Consider the following 18,595-nt stretch of genomic DNA (forward strand, 5'->3'; position numbering starts at 1 on the left):
CATGGATCAACAAACCAGCCGAGAAACCAGTTGAGGTTGAAGGGCTAAAACTAGCCGCCTAAACTCCCACTGGCCTCATTCACCTTGACAAATTCCGCCAGGCCGTGGCGCCGACGGCTCACCACTGTGACGGTGTCGTCGATGGCCGCTGTGCCAGAAAGAGCCAGCCGGTCCATTCGATCTCCGCAGCCACGAAGAAGCTTCCCGGTCCGCTACGTGACCTCTGTTGAACCATCGGCGAAGAAAATGGATTGGCGCAGGTGCTCGGGCAGCGCGGGGTCTGTGAAGTACGCATCCGCGTCACGGTCGTTGTTCTGGTGCTTGGCGGCGGCATTGGCCGCCAGCTCCGCCTGACTTCGTGACGTGCACTCTTACATATGCATGCCCACAAGGGGCCGGCCCGAGGCAGTCCGAGCCAACCTCGACACATCGCTGGCGCCGTAGTCTCCCGCAAGGTGCTGTGCCGTCTCGAGTGCGACACGGGCACGGGCGGCGTCGAGCTTCTGGGCGGTCGAATCCGGGACAGCACCGAGAGGACGCGCGCCTACGATGCCGTAGCGGTCCCGGTAGGCCGCGATGGTGCATCCGCTTTGGCGCCATGCAGCGGCGGCAGAACCGCGGGGCGCTGGGCCCAGCGCTCGAGTCCAGGGCCCCCGCGGCCAGCGCTGCCTCGAGCACGGCGGCCGCTCGCGATTCGATCAGGTCGCTGCGCTCAGCCAAGGCCTGGTGCATGGCGGCGTCCATCGGCCCGAGGGCGGGAGGAATCAGCCCAGCCATCAAGTGCGGCGATCGGCGCGAGCGACCAGCGGCGGCATCCCGAGCAACCGCCATGGCGACCCGGGCGTGCAGCACCGCCGCGATGTCTTGCGCGTCCTCGAACCCGCGCGCCGAGACCACGCGGTCCAACAAACGAGCAACGTCGTAGTGGTGCGCCTCGGCCCCCCCGCAGCTCCGCGGCCAACGGTCCGAAGGCATCCGCCGCAATGACCGCGTCAGCCTGGCCCGGCGACAGCCCACTCGCCCGCACCACCGTCACCCACCGGTCGTGCTGCGCGGCCGCCGCGAGGGTCTCGTACTCCGCGGCGAGTTGCGCGACCGAACCCCAGGCATCCTGCTCGGCCGTCAGAGTCTCGTGCGCGGACAGCTCGGCCCCCACGTGCTGCAGAATGCCAAATAGAACACTGCGGCCCGATACCTCCGGATCGTCCCCCGCCCGCGGACCCACATGCGCCACATCCGGACGGTCGACCGCCACATAGGCGGTGTTCGCCTCGCGCCCGCGCGTCATCGCGACGTACAGGTTCTCCCGCGGCATACTTGGCGCCACCACGACATGCGCGGTATCGGTCGTGAGGCCCTGCGCCCGGTGCGAGGTGACGGCGTAGCCGAGCTCGACGTGCTCGGCAACATACGAGGCGGGCAGAACCACCGCGCTCCCCCACCGCCGGCCCGCACGTCGCACCTCGACCCCGCCATCACGCCGCACCCCGACCACGACCCACCGGTCACCGTTGCGTACCCAGGTGCGCGAGGCGTAGAGCCGCCGATCGTTGCGGCGCGTGATCACCAGGTCGCCAACGGCGGCGTGGGTTCCGTCGTGCAGGTCGACCTCGCGCCGCGCATCGACCCGGCCCTCCAGGATCAGCTCGGTGCGCGCCCGCACGTTCAGCGCCGCCACCGCCTCATTCGAATCGCTGATCAGCACCGTCGACTTTCTCAAGCGGATGTCCGCCCGCCAGGCCGCGTAGGCGGCATCCGTCATCGCCTCCGTATCGCCATCAAAAACCCGATCATGGACGGCGTACGCATCAATGGACTCCGGCGAGCCCTGCCGCAGCCCTAGGGACGCGGCCTTCTCCCACTCGTGCACGAACCGGTGCACATCGAGCAGTTCAGGCGCATCCGCACGGTCGTGCACCAGCAGCGAGAACGCGCCGCCCGCATCGACCGACTGCAACTGCGCGTAGCCGCCGACCAGCAGCACCTTCGCGCCGGCAGCAGCGGCCAGCGCGGTGACCCGGTCCAGGGGCAGCGTGCCGGCCAGGGAGGCCTCGTCGATGATCACGAGCTGGCCGGGCCGGAAGGTCGTGCCGTCGGCGAGGTGGGAGTGCCACCACTTCGCCAGGTTCTCGGTCGTGATGCCGAGATCGGTCGCCAGCACCGTCGCCGCGGCCGCAGACGGAGCCAGCCCAACGACCGAGCCCGCACCGCGAGCCGACTCCCACGCTCGTCGTAGCGCGTTCATCGCCGTCGTCTTGCCCGCGCCGGCCGGCCCGACCAGTACATCGACGACCCGGCCAGAGCCGGCGACCGCTGACAGCGCCGCGAGCTGGTCGTCAGCGAGCATGCCCCCGCCGGGCAGCCGCGTGCGGGCAACCGAACCCGACACCGCCACGCGCGGCGCCGAAACAAGCGCAGCCCGAGCCAGAAGCCGCGCCTCCGCTTCCAGCAGTTCCGTCGACGTGAACACCAGGGAGTGCTTGGGCCGAAACACTGACGTGCCGTCCTCCCGCTGAAACTTCACCGGGCTCACGGCGAGTTCGGGCGGGGTGAGGCGCAGGGAGGCGCGCTCGGCGGCATCCGCTATCAGCCCGACGACGGCCTCGCGATCGCTCGCCGCCGCGAACCGGTACGGCATGCTCTGGCGCGCGGCCTCGGCGATGAGGTTCCAGTGCCGCCAGGTGGCGCGTTTCTCGCTCACTGTCGTCATCACGCTCGCCCCGAGAACTTCAAGAGCTGACAGCGGCAGGTCCTCAGCGCGCAGCACCACCGCGTCATCCACCGCCACCAACAAATCCCGCCCGAGCACCCGCCCGGCCCGTTCCCGCCACGCCGCCGTCAGCTGCGCCAGCGAGTGCACTTGCTTCGCCGGCCGCGTGGCGAGCGTCGCCTGCGCGCGCAGCTTCGTGATCGTCACCGCGCTCGGGCGCTGCCCATGACTGGCTACATACGCCTCGATCAGCCGGTCGGTCTCCACGTCGATGTGCCGGGACCGCGTCGAAAACTCCGCCACGAGCGCCTCCGGCACACCCCGCACCGCCCACGCCGCGTGCCGATCGCGGCCCCGCTCCCGCGGTTCCCACTGCACGCCGAGCGAGCGCGTGAGCGCGTCGGCGAACAGGGTCTCGTGCAGCTCACTCAGCGCCACCACGGCCTCGTGCATCGGCCGCCCGTCGAGCGAACGCCATTTGCCGTCGAGCACGGTCTGCACCTTGTTGCTGATCACCACGTGGGTGTGCAGGTGCGGATCCCCCGCCCGGCTGTCGAAATGATCAAACGCCGTCGCAATCAGGCCGGTCACGTCCACCTGCGCCACCGCCCCGCCCCGCCCGGATGTGCCGGTGCGCGTCGCCGCGACCTCACGCTCCATGTAGCCGATCACCTCGGCCACCGCCGCATGGTGCGCCGCCGCGATGCGCGCCTGCGTGTCCGCATCGGCCACACCCCACAGCACACTCGCCGACTTCGGAATCGAAAACGTAAAGTCGTAGCCCGCGACGGCCCGCCGCCGCTTCGATCCCGGTTCCTCGAAAGCGGATGCCGCGGCGCCCGCCGCCCTCACCGTCGGCCCGCTCTCGAGACCGGCGGCTCTCATCTCGGTTGAACCGCGTTCTGCGGTGGTGCGGTACTCGGGGTAGGCGCGTCCGAGGGGGTCACCGGTGACCGGGTCCCGCCCCAGGCCGACGAGCAGCTGCAGTTGGGCCTCGGTGACAACGTCACCTTCGACGATGAGGCCGCCGGCGAGCCCGGGGAGGCCGCCGCCCATCCACCGGCCGGGTGGCGTGCCCTCCGCGGTGTAGTACCGGGTGAGCGGAGTCGACATCGACCGGTCGCCGTCACTGGCGGCGACGGTGCGCAGCAGGTACTTGTAGCCGTCCCCGGCACTCATCACCCGTATCGATACCGTCACCAACGCACCTCCGCTTTCATAGCGGAGGTGCGCTTCAACCCACAACAGGATTCCAGGGACAAGTATTCGTCGCAGGAATCCGCAAGGACCGGGGTGGATGTTGTCAGTGGCCATCGTACGAGCCGTCGTCACCACGTGGCACGAATGCATCCAAGCAATGGCTGCATTCGCACTAGCAAGCTTCGAACGGGTTGCGGGCTCAAACTTTGCACAGATCTGCTGCTCGACGCGCGCCAAGATGGTATGAATCTGCTCAAGCTCAGCAGGACCTCTGAACGAAATCGGGTTTGTCACAGCGGCATTGTCGCGCGAATAGATCTACTGAACGCCGACGACAGGACGCGACGCTCAGAGGTGCTCGTGTGGTGATGTCACTACGCTGAGTGCGTTGAGCATCATCCGCTTCAGCAGAATTTCGACAGCGATTCGGGTCGGCTCGGACAATCCGGTTTGACGCACGCCCGCGGGTAATGGCGAGAGTTGCTCCGGAGCGCGCGCCGTTCAGTCCACAGTAGGTCGGGCACGGCGTTCGATGAAAATTGCATCGTCCCAGGACCTGATCGTGCCGAAGTCGGGGTCACGTCGCTCGAGCCATTTTTCGATCAACCGAAGGTTATTCTGCACCTCGCTAGATAGCAGGACAGACGACCCCTTGGCCGTGTCGCTGAGCCGTGCAATGAGCTGCGGCATGTCGCTGAAGACAAGTCGATCCATCAGGTGAATCTGTGCAGTCTCACACCCTTCGAAAGCGGCGATATCGACTCTCCCTTGCCGCGGTAGCAGGACGGCGCATCGGTCACCCTGGTCAGGAGCGACCGCCCGATTGCGAACAACCCAGGTACGCACGTTCCCAGTTCTTTCGCTGAAAAACAAGAAGTGCGCGTCCCAGGTCTCAACCCAGACGTTCAGATAGAGTTGTCCGCCGTTGCCGTTCGACACAGATTCCAGATCTGCCCGTCCAAAAGGCGCTCCTGACTCTGTGTAAGACACGGTCACCTCTTGGCCCGATGTCCGCAAAGTGAATTCTGGACTGCCAGCGTGCTGGCGGGCGTTGAGCGCAAGCTCGCCGAAGAGAGTAGCGATATCATCAGAGGCCCCAGCGACCCAAGCGCTTGTCATTCCAGCTGCCCGAAGATGGTCATACATACCCGCAGTATCGACCTCCTTCCACACAGTGGTGTGATCCATCAGTGCGAATGACTGATCTCCCCTCCATCCTTGCTGCTGCGCACGGAGTGCGCTCTCAATCTGGCGTGCTTTCCACTGCTGGAGAAGGGAAACGGGATACATGATCTCGTCGTCATCGATGAGCTTCGCATCGTTTCGGCAGAGGTGGACCCCGTTGTTCACATCCGAACGCTGGCTGTCAGTCATGGTCGGTTCATATCGGGCAGTGTCGGGACGACGCCCCCTGATGTGAGCTGCTTCGGCAGTTGAGGAAAGTCCGCTTCGGCGCACCCGCGATGCGGCGGTCGTAGTCTTGTCACACCAGGGAGCGGAGCAAACGTGCCCCGCTTCTCCAGCGAGGCGCTGCTTGGTCGTAACGCTGAATTTTCCGAGTGCCATCCGAACAGCTTTGCACACCACATGCTCAGCGGTGAGACAGCCGCGAATGAGCCCCGCCCATGGGCTCTCCCATTCGGCGACTGAGAGCTCCCCGGGACTACCCTCAAGGAATGATGAGGCGTCTCGCCGTTGGCCGTGGTCACGTCAAGACAATCCTCTCTAGCAAGCCAGCCATCAACGCCGTAGAGGTCGGCCACTATGGTGAGGCTTATGGAACGCCGCTATCAAGTTTTCATCAGTTCAACGTTCGAAGACCTCATTGACGAACGAAAAGCAATTATGGAGGGCCTACTCAAAATCGACTGCCTCCCGGCCGGAATGGAATTGTTTCCCGCGGCAGATGACGATCAGTGGACGCTCATTAAGAGTGTCATCGAGCAGTGTGACTACTACCTCATTGTCAGCGCGCGCCGTTATGGAAGCACCGATGAAGCCGGCGTGAGTTACACCGAAAAGGAGTATGACTACGCTGTGTCGCAGGGCATCCCCATAATCGGCTTTCTACCCAAGAATCCAGGCTCTATACCAGGCGACAAGATCGAGACCGGCGACGGCGTCTTGGACAAGCTAGAGCTCTTCCAGAGAAAGATCAGGACCCGCATGGTCACCTTCTTCGAGTCGCCGTCGGAGCTTCAAGCGAACGTTATTGTCGGAGTCACGAGGCTTCAGAAGTCCAAACCCCGGCCGGGCTGGGTGAGAGGCGACAATGCCCTAACAGAAGAAAAGCGCGTCGAAATCGCAGAGTTGCGCGCGCGTATCGCTGAGTTGGAAGCGGGGGAAGCCAAGGCCGCCGTGGCAAAAGCAACTGGCATCGCCGAGAGAATCAACGAGACGTACGCCCACGGATCAGAAAAGACATCTATCGTATTCGTCTTTAGAGGATTCGGGACAGGCGAACGTGTAGCTCAGTACCATTCATACGAGTGGTCCTGGGAAGAGATCATGTTCATTATCGGGCCCACGTTGATCGAGGAGGCTGCCGATGAAGACCTGATAGGACTGATTAACGATCAGCTACACGTTGAGGTAAGGAAAGACCAAGGCATCCCCACAATGACTAATCTCACTACCGAGCTCGAGGGCGGTACGTGGAGCAACATTATCGTTCAGCTCCGAGCCCTGAAGGCCATCAAGGCCGGTACGAAAAGACGGGTAGCGTCCGACCATAGAAAGTATTGGCAGCTCACCCCGGCCGGCGACGAGTGGGTGACGGAGCTGAGAGCAACCAAACATGAAGAGCCGACGGGTGACATCGGGTGACACAGCCGTATCGACTTTATCCGCCTAGTTCCGTGCCGCTACCCTTTTCAACCGCGCGATGAAGTCTTGACACATCAGCGGGCGGTCATTAGTCGAATGCATCCACGCTGGTGTCGGTGGCCCTGATGGGTCCAAGATCTGCAGTCGAACAGCCGAGAGTTCAGAAGTAACACTCGCGCGTTGCGTCGACATGGCATCTCCTCCAAGAGGAAGTCGCTTGGCAAGCTCGATCACAGCGCGAGCATGAGAAGGATCGCGTTGCTGGATTAGTGATCAGCAACGAGGCCTGCTATTGGCATCCACGACGAGGCCGGTGACGGCTTCGCGATCAGCCGCCGAGGCGCATCGCTGCTACTCCATCTGGCGTACTGCCTCGACGGAAAACGCCAAGCCGCCGGGTCGCAGGCTTTTCACTCAGCGACGACGCCACTCTCGACCCGGTCTCATCGATCGCCTCCCGCGGCACGTCGTCACGCCAGGTTGGTGAAAGGGAGAGATGGTCGCTGCCGAAGACACCCACTTCGTCGCACCCGGCAGCCGTGCTCAGTGCGCACTTGCACGCGAAACTGGCACTCATCACCCGCATCGACACTGTCACCGCGCTGACCTCCAGCGTCGCGACGAAGATGCCTGGACAACTGGCGCTCTGACGTGAACTGGAGTGACGAGTTCCTTATTCGGTGAGCCGTGGCGGGCGGCGGGGCTGTCGGTCGAGGCCGACGTAGTGCTGCCAGTGGGTTCCGTATTCGGCGGCGATCTTCTCGGCGCCGGTCGCGCTGTAGCCGAGCATGCCCGCGATGATGATCGGGGGTGCCTGGCGGAGCATCTCGCGGATCGCTCGGCTCCGGTTGGTCAGGTTCGGGATGCCGAGGTTATGGAGGCGTAGCCGCAGCGACGTCGTGTGCATCGGCTGTCCCGAGGCTCGGCCAGGGAACAGCCATGGGCTCGTCGTGTTCGCGGCCGTCATCTGGTTCCTGCGCGCTGTGACGTGCTGACGGATGACCTGGTCGAACGGGGCTGGGACGGGTGTGGGAGGGTCGCCGAGCCGGATGTGCAGGTGCCCGTCGTCGCCGGTGGCGATGTCGGTGACGGTGAGCTGCTGGATGCGCGCGAGGGGCTGGGCGTAGAGCAGGACGAGCAGCGCAAGCACCCGGTCGGTCAGCTCCATGCCGTCGCCGTCGTGGATGCGGCGGATCAGCTGAATGCGCTGCCGCTGGGTGACGAGCGTGACGGGTCGCTCCTGCTGGGGCGGGAGGTCCAGCTGGGGCATCCGCCGGGTGTTCATCGCCCAGCGCAGGAACGGGCGGAGTGCGTTTCTCTGGTGTGGGGAGCTCTGGGCGAAGAGGCGATCGAGGTCCGCTTGGGTTGTCTCGGCCAGGGTGCGGCCCCGGGAGGCGAGGTCGTTGAGGAACGCAGCGGTCAAGCGCAACCGGGCGCGGGCAAGTTGCGGCAGGCCGTAGCCGAGCTCGCCGCGGGCGGCGATCTTGGCGCGGAAGACGCGCAGGTAGTGCCAAGTGAGGAACAGCCGCAAGGTCGCGCGGTGCTCGGGGTCGGTGATCGTGTCGAGCCAGGCCGGCCACCACTGCTCGAACAGAAACATGAACTTGTCGACGGGTGGGAGGATCCCGGCGGTGACCATGAGGTCGCGGATGTAGATGCTTGACTTCAATGGCGGCAGGCTGTGGACACCCTCGTGGGTGAGCGGGACTTCTCCGCGGGCGAGTGCGCGGAGGATTCCGCAAGGCCCGGGGCGGGTCAGCCAGCGGATGCCCGAGCGCGGCCGCTTCATGCTGACGATCAGCGCGGCCAGGGGTGTCAGCTCGACGCGGACCCGGCCGGTTCCGTCATCCAGGAGCTCGTCGACCTGGTCCCGGAGGACGCACCAGCCGCAGATGCCGGCATGCTCGCGCCATCCCTCACGGCCACATCGGGTGCAGGTGTAATCGCCCAGGCCCCCGCCGCAGTCGGTGCACCAGCGCTGCCCGTCGGGACCGATGCCGGGCAGCAGCCGGTCGGTGCCGCAGCCGTCACAGATGCCGTAAATCTCCATCGCGTTGGCGAAGCAGCCCGAGCAGATCGGCCCCTCGGGCCAGCGGCGCATGACGGCCAGCACCTTGACGCCTCCGGCCTGGTTACGGGCTCGCGCGGTCCCGACCAGGCGGCCGCAACGTGCGCATCGCTCCGGCTCGGTGCCGCCCGCGGCACCGGTTCCCGTCATTCGCCCGGGTGGACGATCCGCGCGCGGACGGGCCGAAGCTCACCGATGTCTGGCGCCGTCGCGGGTCGGTCGCCAGCCGCGATCTTGCGAACGCCGACGTTGACCGCGTCGGTGGGGATCAGCTCGGCCGGGGTCACGTCGAAGATGTCGCAGAGCGCCGCGAGCACGGGCAGCGACAGCCGTTCGGGGATCGTGGTCACCAACCGGTGAACCTGCGAGGCCGACAGCACGATGCCGCGCTCGGCTAGCAGCGGGACCAGCTCGGTCGTCGCGTAGAGCTTGTGCGCGGCCATCACCTCCCGCAGCCGCCACTGATAGGACACCATCCGTCGTTGTCTGGTCATCGTGTTCCCTCTCGGTGAGTGTGTGCGTCGCCGACCGCGTCAGCCACGATCGCGTCCAGAGCTCGCCGCAACGTCCGGACGCGGAAGTCCGAGGACACCCCGGTGTAGATCGACGTGGTCGACGCGTGCTCGTGGCCGACCTGCTCCTGCACGAACCGCGGGTCCCAGCCGTCTTCGATCAGATGCGTGACGTAGGAGCGGCGCAGCGATTGGAAGTCCAGCACCGGGTCCAGGCCCACGGCCTCCCGGTAGGCGGCCATCCGGTGATCCAGCAGCGCCACGCTCACCCGAGGTGCCCGCTCCGAGGGCCAGGCCGCCGGGTTCCCGTCCGTGCCGAACAGCGGGCGGACCTCGGTAAACCACTGTTCCAGCGCCTCGACCGACCGCGGCCAGACCGTCAACACCGTTCGACGCTTCGGCGGTGAGGCGCGCTTTGCCTTGCCGTGCCGGATGTGCACCGCCCCGAAGCCGCCAAACTCCGGCGCCTCAGGGTTGCGGCCGAAGTCCGACACGTCAAGCATCTGCGTCTCGGCGCGGCGCGTGCCAAAGGCGTAAGCGGTCTTGAAGATCGTCGCATCCCGGAACGCGGCCATCCAACCCTTCTTGCCCTGAGAGCGCTTGAACTCGACCTGCTCGTCCGCGTAGTCGAACAAATCCTGCAATTCACGCCGCGTAAAGGGACGCTTACCCGGCTGCGACTCGACATCCGCGACATGCTGCGCCGAGTTGACGTCCGTGACGATCTGCACTGGGTGCGACCCGAACCGGCTCAGGCACTGCGCACCCCACTCGTAGGCAGGGTCGGTCGAGAACGCGCAGAAGCCGCGCACTGCGACCTGATAACCGCGCAACGTCGAGCGCGTGCAGTGATGCACTGCACGCAAATCTGCGAACCACTCGTCCGCGTGCAACGCCGTCCACTCCCACGGGAAAACGCCCGCGTGAGCCTGGAACGCGCGCACCTGCCGCTCACGAGCCAGTACCGTCGAGAGCGCCAGATTGCGCGCCAGCCCCTGATTACGCCACCCCTCAAGCATCGCGTCAAACACCTGCTCGTCCGGCCGCAGCAGCGAAACCCCGTCGACCAGCGCCAGCCGGGCAGAGCCCGACAACACACCCTCGTCACCGGTCACTCCAACCTCCCGAGATCATCGCATTGGATGCGATATTACCGCATCTAATGCGATCCGCGCGATAATCTCCCGATCAGAACGGGAAGACCCACAGCGACCCCGAAACATGAACCCAACACACCAGGCGACGCGCATTCCGGGGTCCGTGATTCCGCAGAAGAACGCACAAGAAACGTCAGCCAATCACAATGACGAGATCGCATCCAACGCGATTCGTCATCTTCAACCTCGATCTGCAAGAGGCGTGGCAATTCGTGTTCGGGATTTGAAAGCTGGTGACAGCGGTCTCGCTGCCGGCTCATCGAGAGCGCTGCCGGTTCATTATGACCGAGCCAGGGCCTGTCAAACAGCTAGGAGTACGCTTGCAAGGTCTCGGCGCCGGCGCACGTCACCGATGGATTCCGCAGTGGCTGGCATCCGAGGGCATCTCGGACAAGCGCTGATCAGCGGCTCTGACGGCATGAGTATGAGTTCACAGCTTTTGACAACAACTTGATTCCCCCTAAAGCACAGGCTGGTGCCGAGCAGGGGAGCATCTCAAGCAGAGACAGATTCCTTGGGCCCGCGGCCTGCCCACTGCCTTGACGGCTATTCAGCCTTCCTCCTTCCTCTGGAGCGCGTGAGCGCGCGGATCCCCGTAGGCCGCGAGCCCGTCCACTATCCGAAGCCATGTGGCCAGCTCGGCCGGCTGATTCTCTAGGTCCGGTCGTAGGTTTTCCAGCCAGATGGGCGCGTTGGTTCGGCCAGCTAACGATTCGTAACTTCCTCCTATGGCCCGTTCGAGCCAGGCCAGGCCAGTGCCCAGCTGCCAGTCAAGAGATGTTCCTTCAGCGACAATCGCAACTGCGTCTACGGACTGTCGCATACCAGAGGCGTACGGTACCCAGCGTTCGAACAGCGGGGCAAAGGTGCTCGGGTGTGGCCATTTGGCCAGGGTGAGCGCTCGTCGCTCCGCGGTGAACTCTGTTTTTCGAGGGTAGTTCGGCTTGACAAGGAGGCTTCCAAAGACGTACGGCGTGCCCATGTCACTCTTGTCCAAGGTGATCCCGGAGTCGAGGTCATCGATCACGGTGTTGGACATCGCGAGCCACGCAGTGAGGATGTCAGCGCCGGCGCGAGAGGCCGCTGTCAGCGCTTCAGTAAGGTCGTCTACAGCGCTCATCAGCAGCCCTGGATCTCCGGCAGCCCAGTGAAGCAGACCGAACATGGGCGCAGTTTCACCACGTATTGCGACCTCAGCGAGTCGCGTCGCTATGCGGAGCCCCTCGCCGTCGTCCGAGTAACCACCTCGCACTTCTACCAACCATTTGATATGCCGACGCCAGGTTGTTTTGAGGGTCTCATACAGTTCCTTCGCGTCATCCATCACGCAGGTCTCGGACCGAGAAGCGTCCCAACTGGCCAGCATCGGAGCGACGAGCACAGTCGCGCTCACCTGGTAATCAGGGACCTCGCTGAGGGTGATAGCGTACGGCTCAGCCAGTGTTGGATCGGCTGGTTCCTCCTGCCAATCCGAGCGAATCGAGAAAGCAAGATTGGCGATAAGTGAATGCCAAACGTGGGCGTGCAGACACGTCCGCTCTCTAACCGAGCAAGGAGTGCACCAGAACGTCGAAAGCCCGTCTGCCAATACGTCGACCACGTCGCCGCCGCTTCGCGTACTCAAGCGTTCGACGGCGAGTCTGAGCGCTTGCCCGTCTCCCGTCCCGAAGAGTGACGGATCGGTAAGAAGAAAGGGCAAGGCCCGGGCCGCGGCGCGATCAGCTTCACGGGCATCCGCATGGAGCGCTGATGGCTCGTCATCAGATGAGTCGCGGCTGGCTTGCTCAAGGACGCGTTCCACGGCCCAGGCCAGGTCACTCTCAGCGAGTTCCACCGTTCCGCGGTATACAGCAGAAAGCGCCGCGGCGGCCACGCTGATGACGATATCCGTGGACCGCCCTTCTTGTTCGCGAGAATCGATGCCCCTCGCAATGCCGACGTCGCTGAGAAGTGACTCGTCGGCTTCTAGCGACTCATTGCCCCACACGTAGCGCAGGCTCAACATCGTCTCCTCGAGCCCGCGATCGGCTTCTACCTGATACTCGCGGCGGCGGACTGTCAGCTGTGTAGGTTCCGTGTACTCGATTTCGGTTTGGCCGTCGGGCAAAACGTGGACCTCGTAGCTCGTGGGATTCAGAAGCGATGCCCAACCTTGGATGACATCGGGCGGCTGCGCCGATTCAAACTCGACACCCGCATCCTCAAGGAGCTTGACTGAGAGCGAATTCAATCGCTTCAGCATCGGTTCATTTTTCGCGAGCACTGCGCGTCCAACGAAGCTGAACATGAGTTCCCAGAACAAGGGAGATGCGGGGCGCTCCCTCGGGTTCTGAAGGCGCTCAGCTATGAATCTCGGTGTCTCTCCCTGCCAGACAAAGACATACCCGAGCAACGGTTCCAGCAGATCAAATGAGCGCGGGAGCATCCGACAGAGGATTCCTGTCACCAGGCCAAGCATGGCCATGCTCCGGCATTCTTCGAGCAAAAGTCGGACGACCTGCTCCGCCGAGATTCTCTCGGCCGCGATCAACTCGTTGATTACTAGTTCGACGGCTAGCAAAGCGCTCGCGCATGCTTCCGGCGCGGCACTGCGCCCAACAGAACAAAGCCAGTCACCGTCATCGCCCAGGATTTCTCTCTCACCGAGCAGAGGCAGGTTCACCCGCCGAGCAGTCGTGGGGCTTGTGTCTCGGTGAGCATGTCTGTGCTCTGCTTCCCAGTTGAGCATTCGATTCACGAAACAGATGCCGATAAACAGATTCGTCCGAGCCAGCGAGTAGAACGGTCCATTGTCCGCTGAAGGGCGGATGCCACCGTCGGTCTTGTACCTGAACTCGTGATGCCTGATCGCGCCCTGGTGGTGCCGAAATTCTCGAAGTCCGGCGGCGGGATCGGGCATGAAGTAGTACTTTTCGGCCAGTTCCGCAAGCAGCTCAGGGTTCGAACGGGCCAACGCCAACCCGCACCACCCAGATTCAACAACGGCGGCCAGTTTCTCAGGCCGCTGTACCCCGATACCGCGAATGGCGTCCGCGGCCTGATCGTTGAGGTCGGTGGACAAGCTTGCGAGGGCGCTCAGGACGAAGTCGGATGCGCGCCCCATATCCGAGGCGAGCAATTGTTCCCGCAGGGTCCGTCGTAGCGGGATCGAGGCCCGGGTTGAGAGCATCGCGCTGGCTAGCCAAGCAAGAGTGATAGTTTGAAGGAGCTCGTCAGTCGCCTCCGTCGCCGCTGCGGTCAGACCATCTCGCCACTGCCTGGAGCATTCGAATACCGCAACGAGTGGTGCGAGAATGCGTACGGTTTCTGAACCGCCCGCGACGTTGCTAGTAGCCGCAATCTGGAGGAGCCTTCTTAAACCATTGCCGTCGTCCGCGACTAGTTCTTTAAGCAAGGAAACGCATAGAAGTTCGCTGTCGCACAGACGAAGTGCTGCCTCAAACTGCACTTCCGCCCATCGTGGCCCGTGCACATCGGCGACGCGGGTAAGAGCAGTCTCAAGGATGGGCCACTCGTACGCTGGATCGCCGTCCGAAAGAGTTGCTTCTACCGCAACTCTCGCGGCTCTGAGCGCGGACCGTGGCCCGTCGCTCTCTAGTAGAGTCCCCCACCCATCCTTCAAAAGCAAGTGAGCAACCGCGATGTCCTGGATCAGGTCGGACGAGAACCCGGGCAACTCGTACTGTCCACGTATCCCCTGTCGGGAGCGAATCAAGCCGTCGGCTTCCAGTGAATCCCTGGCTCTGCCGTCGTCCGAGCGATGGAAGGTGGCCTGAATCCCCAGGTGGTGCCTAGCAAGGTTCAGGAGATAGGCCTCCCGAGCGTAGTCAGGTTCTGCTGACAAAGCGCTACTGCCCCTTCCCAGAACCATGCTCTGCCAGATGGCGTGAAACACCTCGTGTTCAGTAAAGACCCCGTCAGGCAAGGAGTCCATCGCCTGCAACCGCAGGAGTAGGTCCACAAGACCCACGCGCTCTAGCAACCAGACGTTGCGTGGTTCAATGGAAAAACGTTCAAGGCTAGGTACAGAGGTGACTGCTGCTGCCCGCTCCCTCTCGTCGAGTCCCTGCACGAGGTGCTCAGCAACATCAGTAGCAAGGCCGCTCTGATCCAGGCACGAACTGAGGAGCGCCTTCATTTCAAGAGCATGATCAGAACGCGCAACGAGAACTACGCTCCAACCAAGTCGCAATGCGCTCGCGGCGAGGTTCTGGAGAACTCTTCTGCGACCGGCGATTGCGGCTTCCGCACCGTCGATAACGAGAAGGGACGCTTCTCCCCACCGGTATCCCCCCAGTACGTCCTCTATGGACGCGTCGAGAAGGCCGAGAAAGGTCCCGACATCGTCGGGCAGGTCTTGTGCATTCAGAAACAGTGACGCACGTCCATCGGCCGCAGAGGGCTCGACCAGCTCAAAGGAAAGCGCTGATTTTCCGACATCTGGCTCGCCCGTAATGACGCCGGCTTCGCCAGCGCCGAGTTGCCCAATAAATGTATGAAGGGCTTCCAGTGCACGGTGCCTCGGGATAGTCGGGCCAGCGGGTCCAAGCTTCAGGCCGACTGATCCCCTCGCACTGACTTGTAGTCCTTCGATTGTCCGCCTCGCGACCGGTAGACGGGGCGAGAAACTGAGCGGAGTCCCTACAAGCCGTCGGCGCAGGTCGCCTTCAGTAACAACTGCGGCAGCCGGCGCAAGGTCTCCGACCATAAATGCGAGCTTTTCAAAGAGGGCGCCGGCCAACTCGAGTCTTCGGTCTGGAACCACTGACCGCAACGCGTTCACGGCCGCAATGCAATCCGTGGGGTCTTCGGCGTCGAGCCGGAATTCGTGCACCGAAAGGGCACGCAACACCTCCCAAGAGGTGTCCTCCGGCATGGAGGTCGGATTGATGTCCTTGAGTGCGATCGCGACCAGTTCATCAAAGTGGATGAGACGTTTTCGTTCCGCCTCCTTGGTGTGTCCGGCGCCAGGCTGGACTCGCGCCCGAAAATCGGGCGCTGCGCCAGCTGCCCGCGCAATTCCAGCCAGCTTCTGTAATTCCCGGACGCTGGGCTCAATGCTCGCGGTGGCTAGAACAAGCCCAAAGAGGCCGTTCTCCACGGATTCGTTGTTCCTCAGAGCTTCCAGAACGAATGTCTTCAACAGCCGTTGAGTAGGGCTGTCGCTCTTGGTGATGTTGGGGGCATGTCGTGCGGCGACTGCAATCGTGCGCTGAACGCCTGACCCGGATCGGCCGGTCACGAAGAAATCATCAACGACTCCTTTTTCTCCAGCTTGCGGACGAATCTCTACGATGGTGAACCCGTCACCCATGCCAGGGAAGGCACCGCCGGTCAGCATAGAGCCAAGCAGAACAGCACCTATTCGATGCTCCATGACCGTGCCTGCTCCCCCGGTCGAGACTGGCGACGCCTTAGTTCTTGCCACAGCTCAAAGCCCCCATCCGGGCATCGGCCCTTCCCCTACTCTCCCACCGATACTCGCCGTCCCCGCCGTGGCGCGCCCGGCCAACTTCAGGTGAAACAGTGAACGAGTGTGTTTCGTGAATGCGCCCCTTAGCGGGGGTGGAAGGACGAGATCACGCGGCTTGCGAACGATGACAGCGCGCCGAGCCCTGCCAACGCATAAGGTGGGCCCGCGGGGAGTTGCAACTGCAGGATCTGCGCCCTTTCTCCTTTGCGTTGGGAGAAATCCGTGGACCCCAGAATGTGGTGATTGATCCACACTGGAGATTCTGAAGTGAGTCGCTTGAATGCTTGAGCAATGAGCAACGGCAAGACTTCCTCCATCCGTAGCTGCAAGAAACTTCACGGCGTCGGACTACCGGCAGAAAGTTTGGTACTTCGAGCGAGGCGCCATTCGATTTGAGATCGCCGCGTTTCGCTAAACGTCCGAAGTCGCACCCTCCCAATAGGCTTGTCCTAAGCACTACGAGGGGAAACACCGCACCACATGGCTGACAACAACAACGGCGCGTTCATCTGGTCGATCGCGAATCTGCTTCGCGGCGTCTACAAGCAGGCCGACTACGGCAAAGTCGTGCTGCCCTTCACCATCCTGCGACGTTTCGACGCCGTGCTCGAACCCACCAAAGACGCCGTGCTCGCCGAGTACGAGAAGCGCAAAGACGGCAATATCCCCGTTGAGAAGCTGCTCCCGAGCATCGCGAAGCACGATTTCTACAACACCAGCCTGTTCACTGTCGCAAAACTCGGCGGCGACCCCGCCAACGTGCGCGCGAACCTCCTGAACTACCTCGACGGATTCTCCGCCAACGTACGCGACATCTTCGACCGCTACGACTTTCCCGCCCAGATCGCCCGCCTGGACGAAAACGACCTGCTCTACCTCGTGGTGCAGAAATTCGCCGGCGTCGACCTCCACCCCGACCGCGTCAGCAACACCGAGATGGGCCTCATCTTCGAAGAGCTCATCCGCCGGTTTGCAGAAGCCTCCAATGAGACCGCCGGAGAACACTTCACCCCGCGCGAAGTCGTGCGCCTCATGGTCAGCTTGCTCTTCACCGAGCACCCCGACGACGACCCGGCCCATTCCCTGACCGTCCCCGGCGCCGTGCGCACGGTCTACGACCCCGCCGCCGGCACTGGCGGAATGCTTAGCGTCGCCGACGACTACGTGCGCGAACACTTCCCTCAGGCCTCCCTGACCCTCGTCGGCCAGGAACTGAACGCCGAATCCTTCGCCATCGCCAAAGCCGACATGGTCATCAAGGGCCAGGCCATCGAGAACATCATCTGGGGCGACACTCTCACCCACGACGGCCACCACGGCAAGACCTTCGACTACGGCCTCTCCAACCCGCCCTTCGGCGTCGAATGGAAAAAGCAACAGTCCTTCGTGCAGAAAGAATTCGACCTGCAAGGCTTCGACGGACGCTTCGGCCCCGGCCTCCCCCGCGTCTCCGACGGCTCCCTGCTCTTCCTCATGCACCTGGTCAAAAAGATGCGCCCGAAAGCGCAAGGCGGCGGCCGCGTCGGCATCGTCCTTAACGGCAGCCCCCTCTTCACAGGCGGCGCCGGCAGCGGAGAAAGCAACATCCGCAAATACGTCATCGAAAACGACCTCCTCGACGCCATCATCGCCATGCCCACCGACCTCTTCTACAACACCGGCATCGCCACGTACATCTGGATTCTCGACAACGACAAACCCACCAGCCGCCGCGGCAAAATCCAACTGATCGACGCCACCGAGCAGTGGATCAGAATGCCCAAAAGCCTCGGCTCCAAACGCCGCCAATTCACCCCGGAACAGGTCCAGCACATCGTGCGCCTTTACGGCCAGAGCTCCAACATTTCAGAAGCGGATGCCGACGCATCCAAAATTTTCACCCTCGCCGATTTCGGCTACACCACCATCACCGTCGAACGCCCCCTCCAACTGAATTGGGCGCTCACCGCGGAACGCCTTGCCCAGGCGCTGTTCGCGAAGTCGCTTCTCTCCATTGCAAGTGCTGTCCAGCTGGCCCTCCTCCCGTCGGTCGAGCCTGCCGAACTGGAACGGCAGGTCGAGCCTGTCGAGACCACACGAGTTCCGTTGGTCGAGCCAATCGAGACCACCACCACAGACAGCACGTCTTTCACCAAGCGCGTGAAGTCCGCACTCGCAGTCGCCAACATCACTCTCACTGCCCCGCAGCTCAAGGCCCTCCTCGCCGGCCTGTCGGTGCACGACGAAACCGCCCCCATCGTCACGGACTCCAAGGGGAAGCCCGTCGCTGACACGGACCTCCGCGAAACCGAGAACGTGCCTCTCACCGAGGACATCGACGCCTACATCCGGCGAGAAATATCCCCGCACGTCGAACGCTTCTGGGTTGACCGCTCCAAGGACAAGGTCGGCTACGAGATCCCCTTTACACGCAACTTCTACAAGTACGTAGCGCCGCGTTCCCTTGAAGAGATTGATGCTGACCTCAAAACTCTCGTGCAGGAGATTTCAGTCCTGCTTGGCGAGGTATCGCGGGCATGAGCAGCTATCCCGACTACGTGGAATCCAATTCTGAGTGGCTTGGTCTGGTTCCTTCTACATGGAAATCGCTGCCTGCTAATGCTTTATTTTCGGAGCGGCGCGGTACCAATAGGTCAGATGACGTTCACC

7 protein-coding genes and 1 pseudogene are annotated in these 18,595 nt (G+C 63.1%); 2 read left to right on the forward strand and 6 right to left on the reverse strand.

Annotation, left to right across the window (positions count from 1 at the left end):
• Positions 1 to 371: 371 nt before the first annotated feature.
• Positions 372 to 3,910 (reverse strand): annotated as a pseudogene (gene mobF, locus E3T55_RS15840) (MobF family relaxase).
• A 501-nt stretch (positions 3,911 to 4,411) separates the two neighbouring features.
• Positions 4,412 to 5,284, reverse strand: coding sequence for a hypothetical protein (locus tag E3T55_RS15845; RefSeq protein WP_134520530.1), 873 nt, complete (start codon positions 5,282 to 5,284; stop codon positions 4,412 to 4,414).
• Between the two features lie 402 nt (positions 5,285 to 5,686).
• Here E3T55_RS15845 and E3T55_RS15850 point away from each other — a divergent pair, with 402 nt between their 5' ends.
• A complete protein-coding gene (locus tag E3T55_RS15850) occupies positions 5,687 to 6,736 on the forward strand; it encodes a DUF4062 domain-containing protein (RefSeq protein ID WP_166791810.1) in 1,050 nt (349 codons plus the stop codon).
• A 673-nt stretch (positions 6,737 to 7,409) separates the two neighbouring features.
• On the opposite strand, the gene E3T55_RS15855 is transcribed toward E3T55_RS15850, so the two are convergent.
• From E3T55_RS15855 to E3T55_RS15870, 4 genes are all read right to left on the reverse strand, one after another.
• Entirely contained in the window at positions 7,410 to 8,954 is a 1,545-nt protein-coding gene (locus E3T55_RS15855; RefSeq protein ID WP_198418585.1) for a hypothetical protein, read from the reverse strand.
• Positions 8,951 to 9,280 (reverse strand): helix-turn-helix domain-containing protein, encoded by a 330-nt coding sequence (locus tag E3T55_RS15860; RefSeq protein ID WP_241993098.1) that lies wholly within the window; start codon positions 9,278 to 9,280, stop codon positions 8,951 to 8,953. Before E3T55_RS15860 ends, E3T55_RS15855 begins: the two co-directional genes overlap by 4 nt.
• Before the next feature lie 14 nt (positions 9,281 to 9,294).
• Complete coding sequence (locus E3T55_RS15865; protein ID WP_241993099.1) at positions 9,295 to 10,431, reverse strand: tyrosine-type recombinase/integrase; 1,137 nt, start codon at positions 10,429 to 10,431, stop codon at positions 9,295 to 9,297.
• A gap of 592 nt (positions 10,432 to 11,023) precedes the next feature.
• Positions 11,024 to 15,814 carry an ATP-binding protein gene (locus E3T55_RS15870; protein WP_134520533.1) on the reverse strand — a complete coding sequence of 1,597 codons (4,791 nt, stop codon included), beginning with the start codon at positions 15,812 to 15,814 and terminating at the stop codon, positions 11,024 to 11,026.
• A 612-nt stretch (positions 15,815 to 16,426) separates the two neighbouring features.
• On the opposite strand from E3T55_RS15870, the gene E3T55_RS15875 reads away from it, so the two are divergent.
• On the forward strand, positions 16,427 to 18,466 hold the full coding sequence (locus E3T55_RS15875) for a type I restriction-modification system subunit M (protein ID WP_134520534.1): 2,040 nt from the start codon (positions 16,427 to 16,429) through the stop codon (positions 18,464 to 18,466).
• Positions 18,467 to 18,595: the final 129 nt, after the last annotated feature.

Source organism: Cryobacterium frigoriphilum (assembly GCF_004403305.1).
Lineage (GTDB): Bacteria > Actinomycetota > Actinomycetes > Actinomycetales > Microbacteriaceae > Cryobacterium > Cryobacterium frigoriphilum.

Coding starts and splice junctions, on each gene's coding strand:
- E3T55_RS15845 (WP_134520530.1), bottom strand. CDS start 5,284: ATGACTGACAGCCAGCGTTCGGATGTGAACAACGGGGTCCACCTCTGC.
- E3T55_RS15850 (WP_166791810.1), top strand. CDS start 5,687: ATGGAACGCCGCTATCAAGTTTTCATCAGTTCAACGTTCGAAGACCTC.
- E3T55_RS15855 (WP_198418585.1), bottom strand. CDS start 8,954: ATGACGGGAACCGGTGCCGCGGGCGGCACCGAGCCGGAGCGATGCGCA.
- E3T55_RS15860 (WP_241993098.1), bottom strand. CDS start 9,280: ATGGTGTCCTATCAGTGGCGGCTGCGGGAGGTGATGGCCGCGCACAAG.
- E3T55_RS15870 (WP_134520533.1), bottom strand. CDS start 15,814: ATGCTGACCGGCGGTGCCTTCCCTGGCATGGGTGACGGGTTCACCATC.
- E3T55_RS15875 (WP_134520534.1), top strand. CDS start 16,427: ATGGCTGACAACAACAACGGCGCGTTCATCTGGTCGATCGCGAATCTG.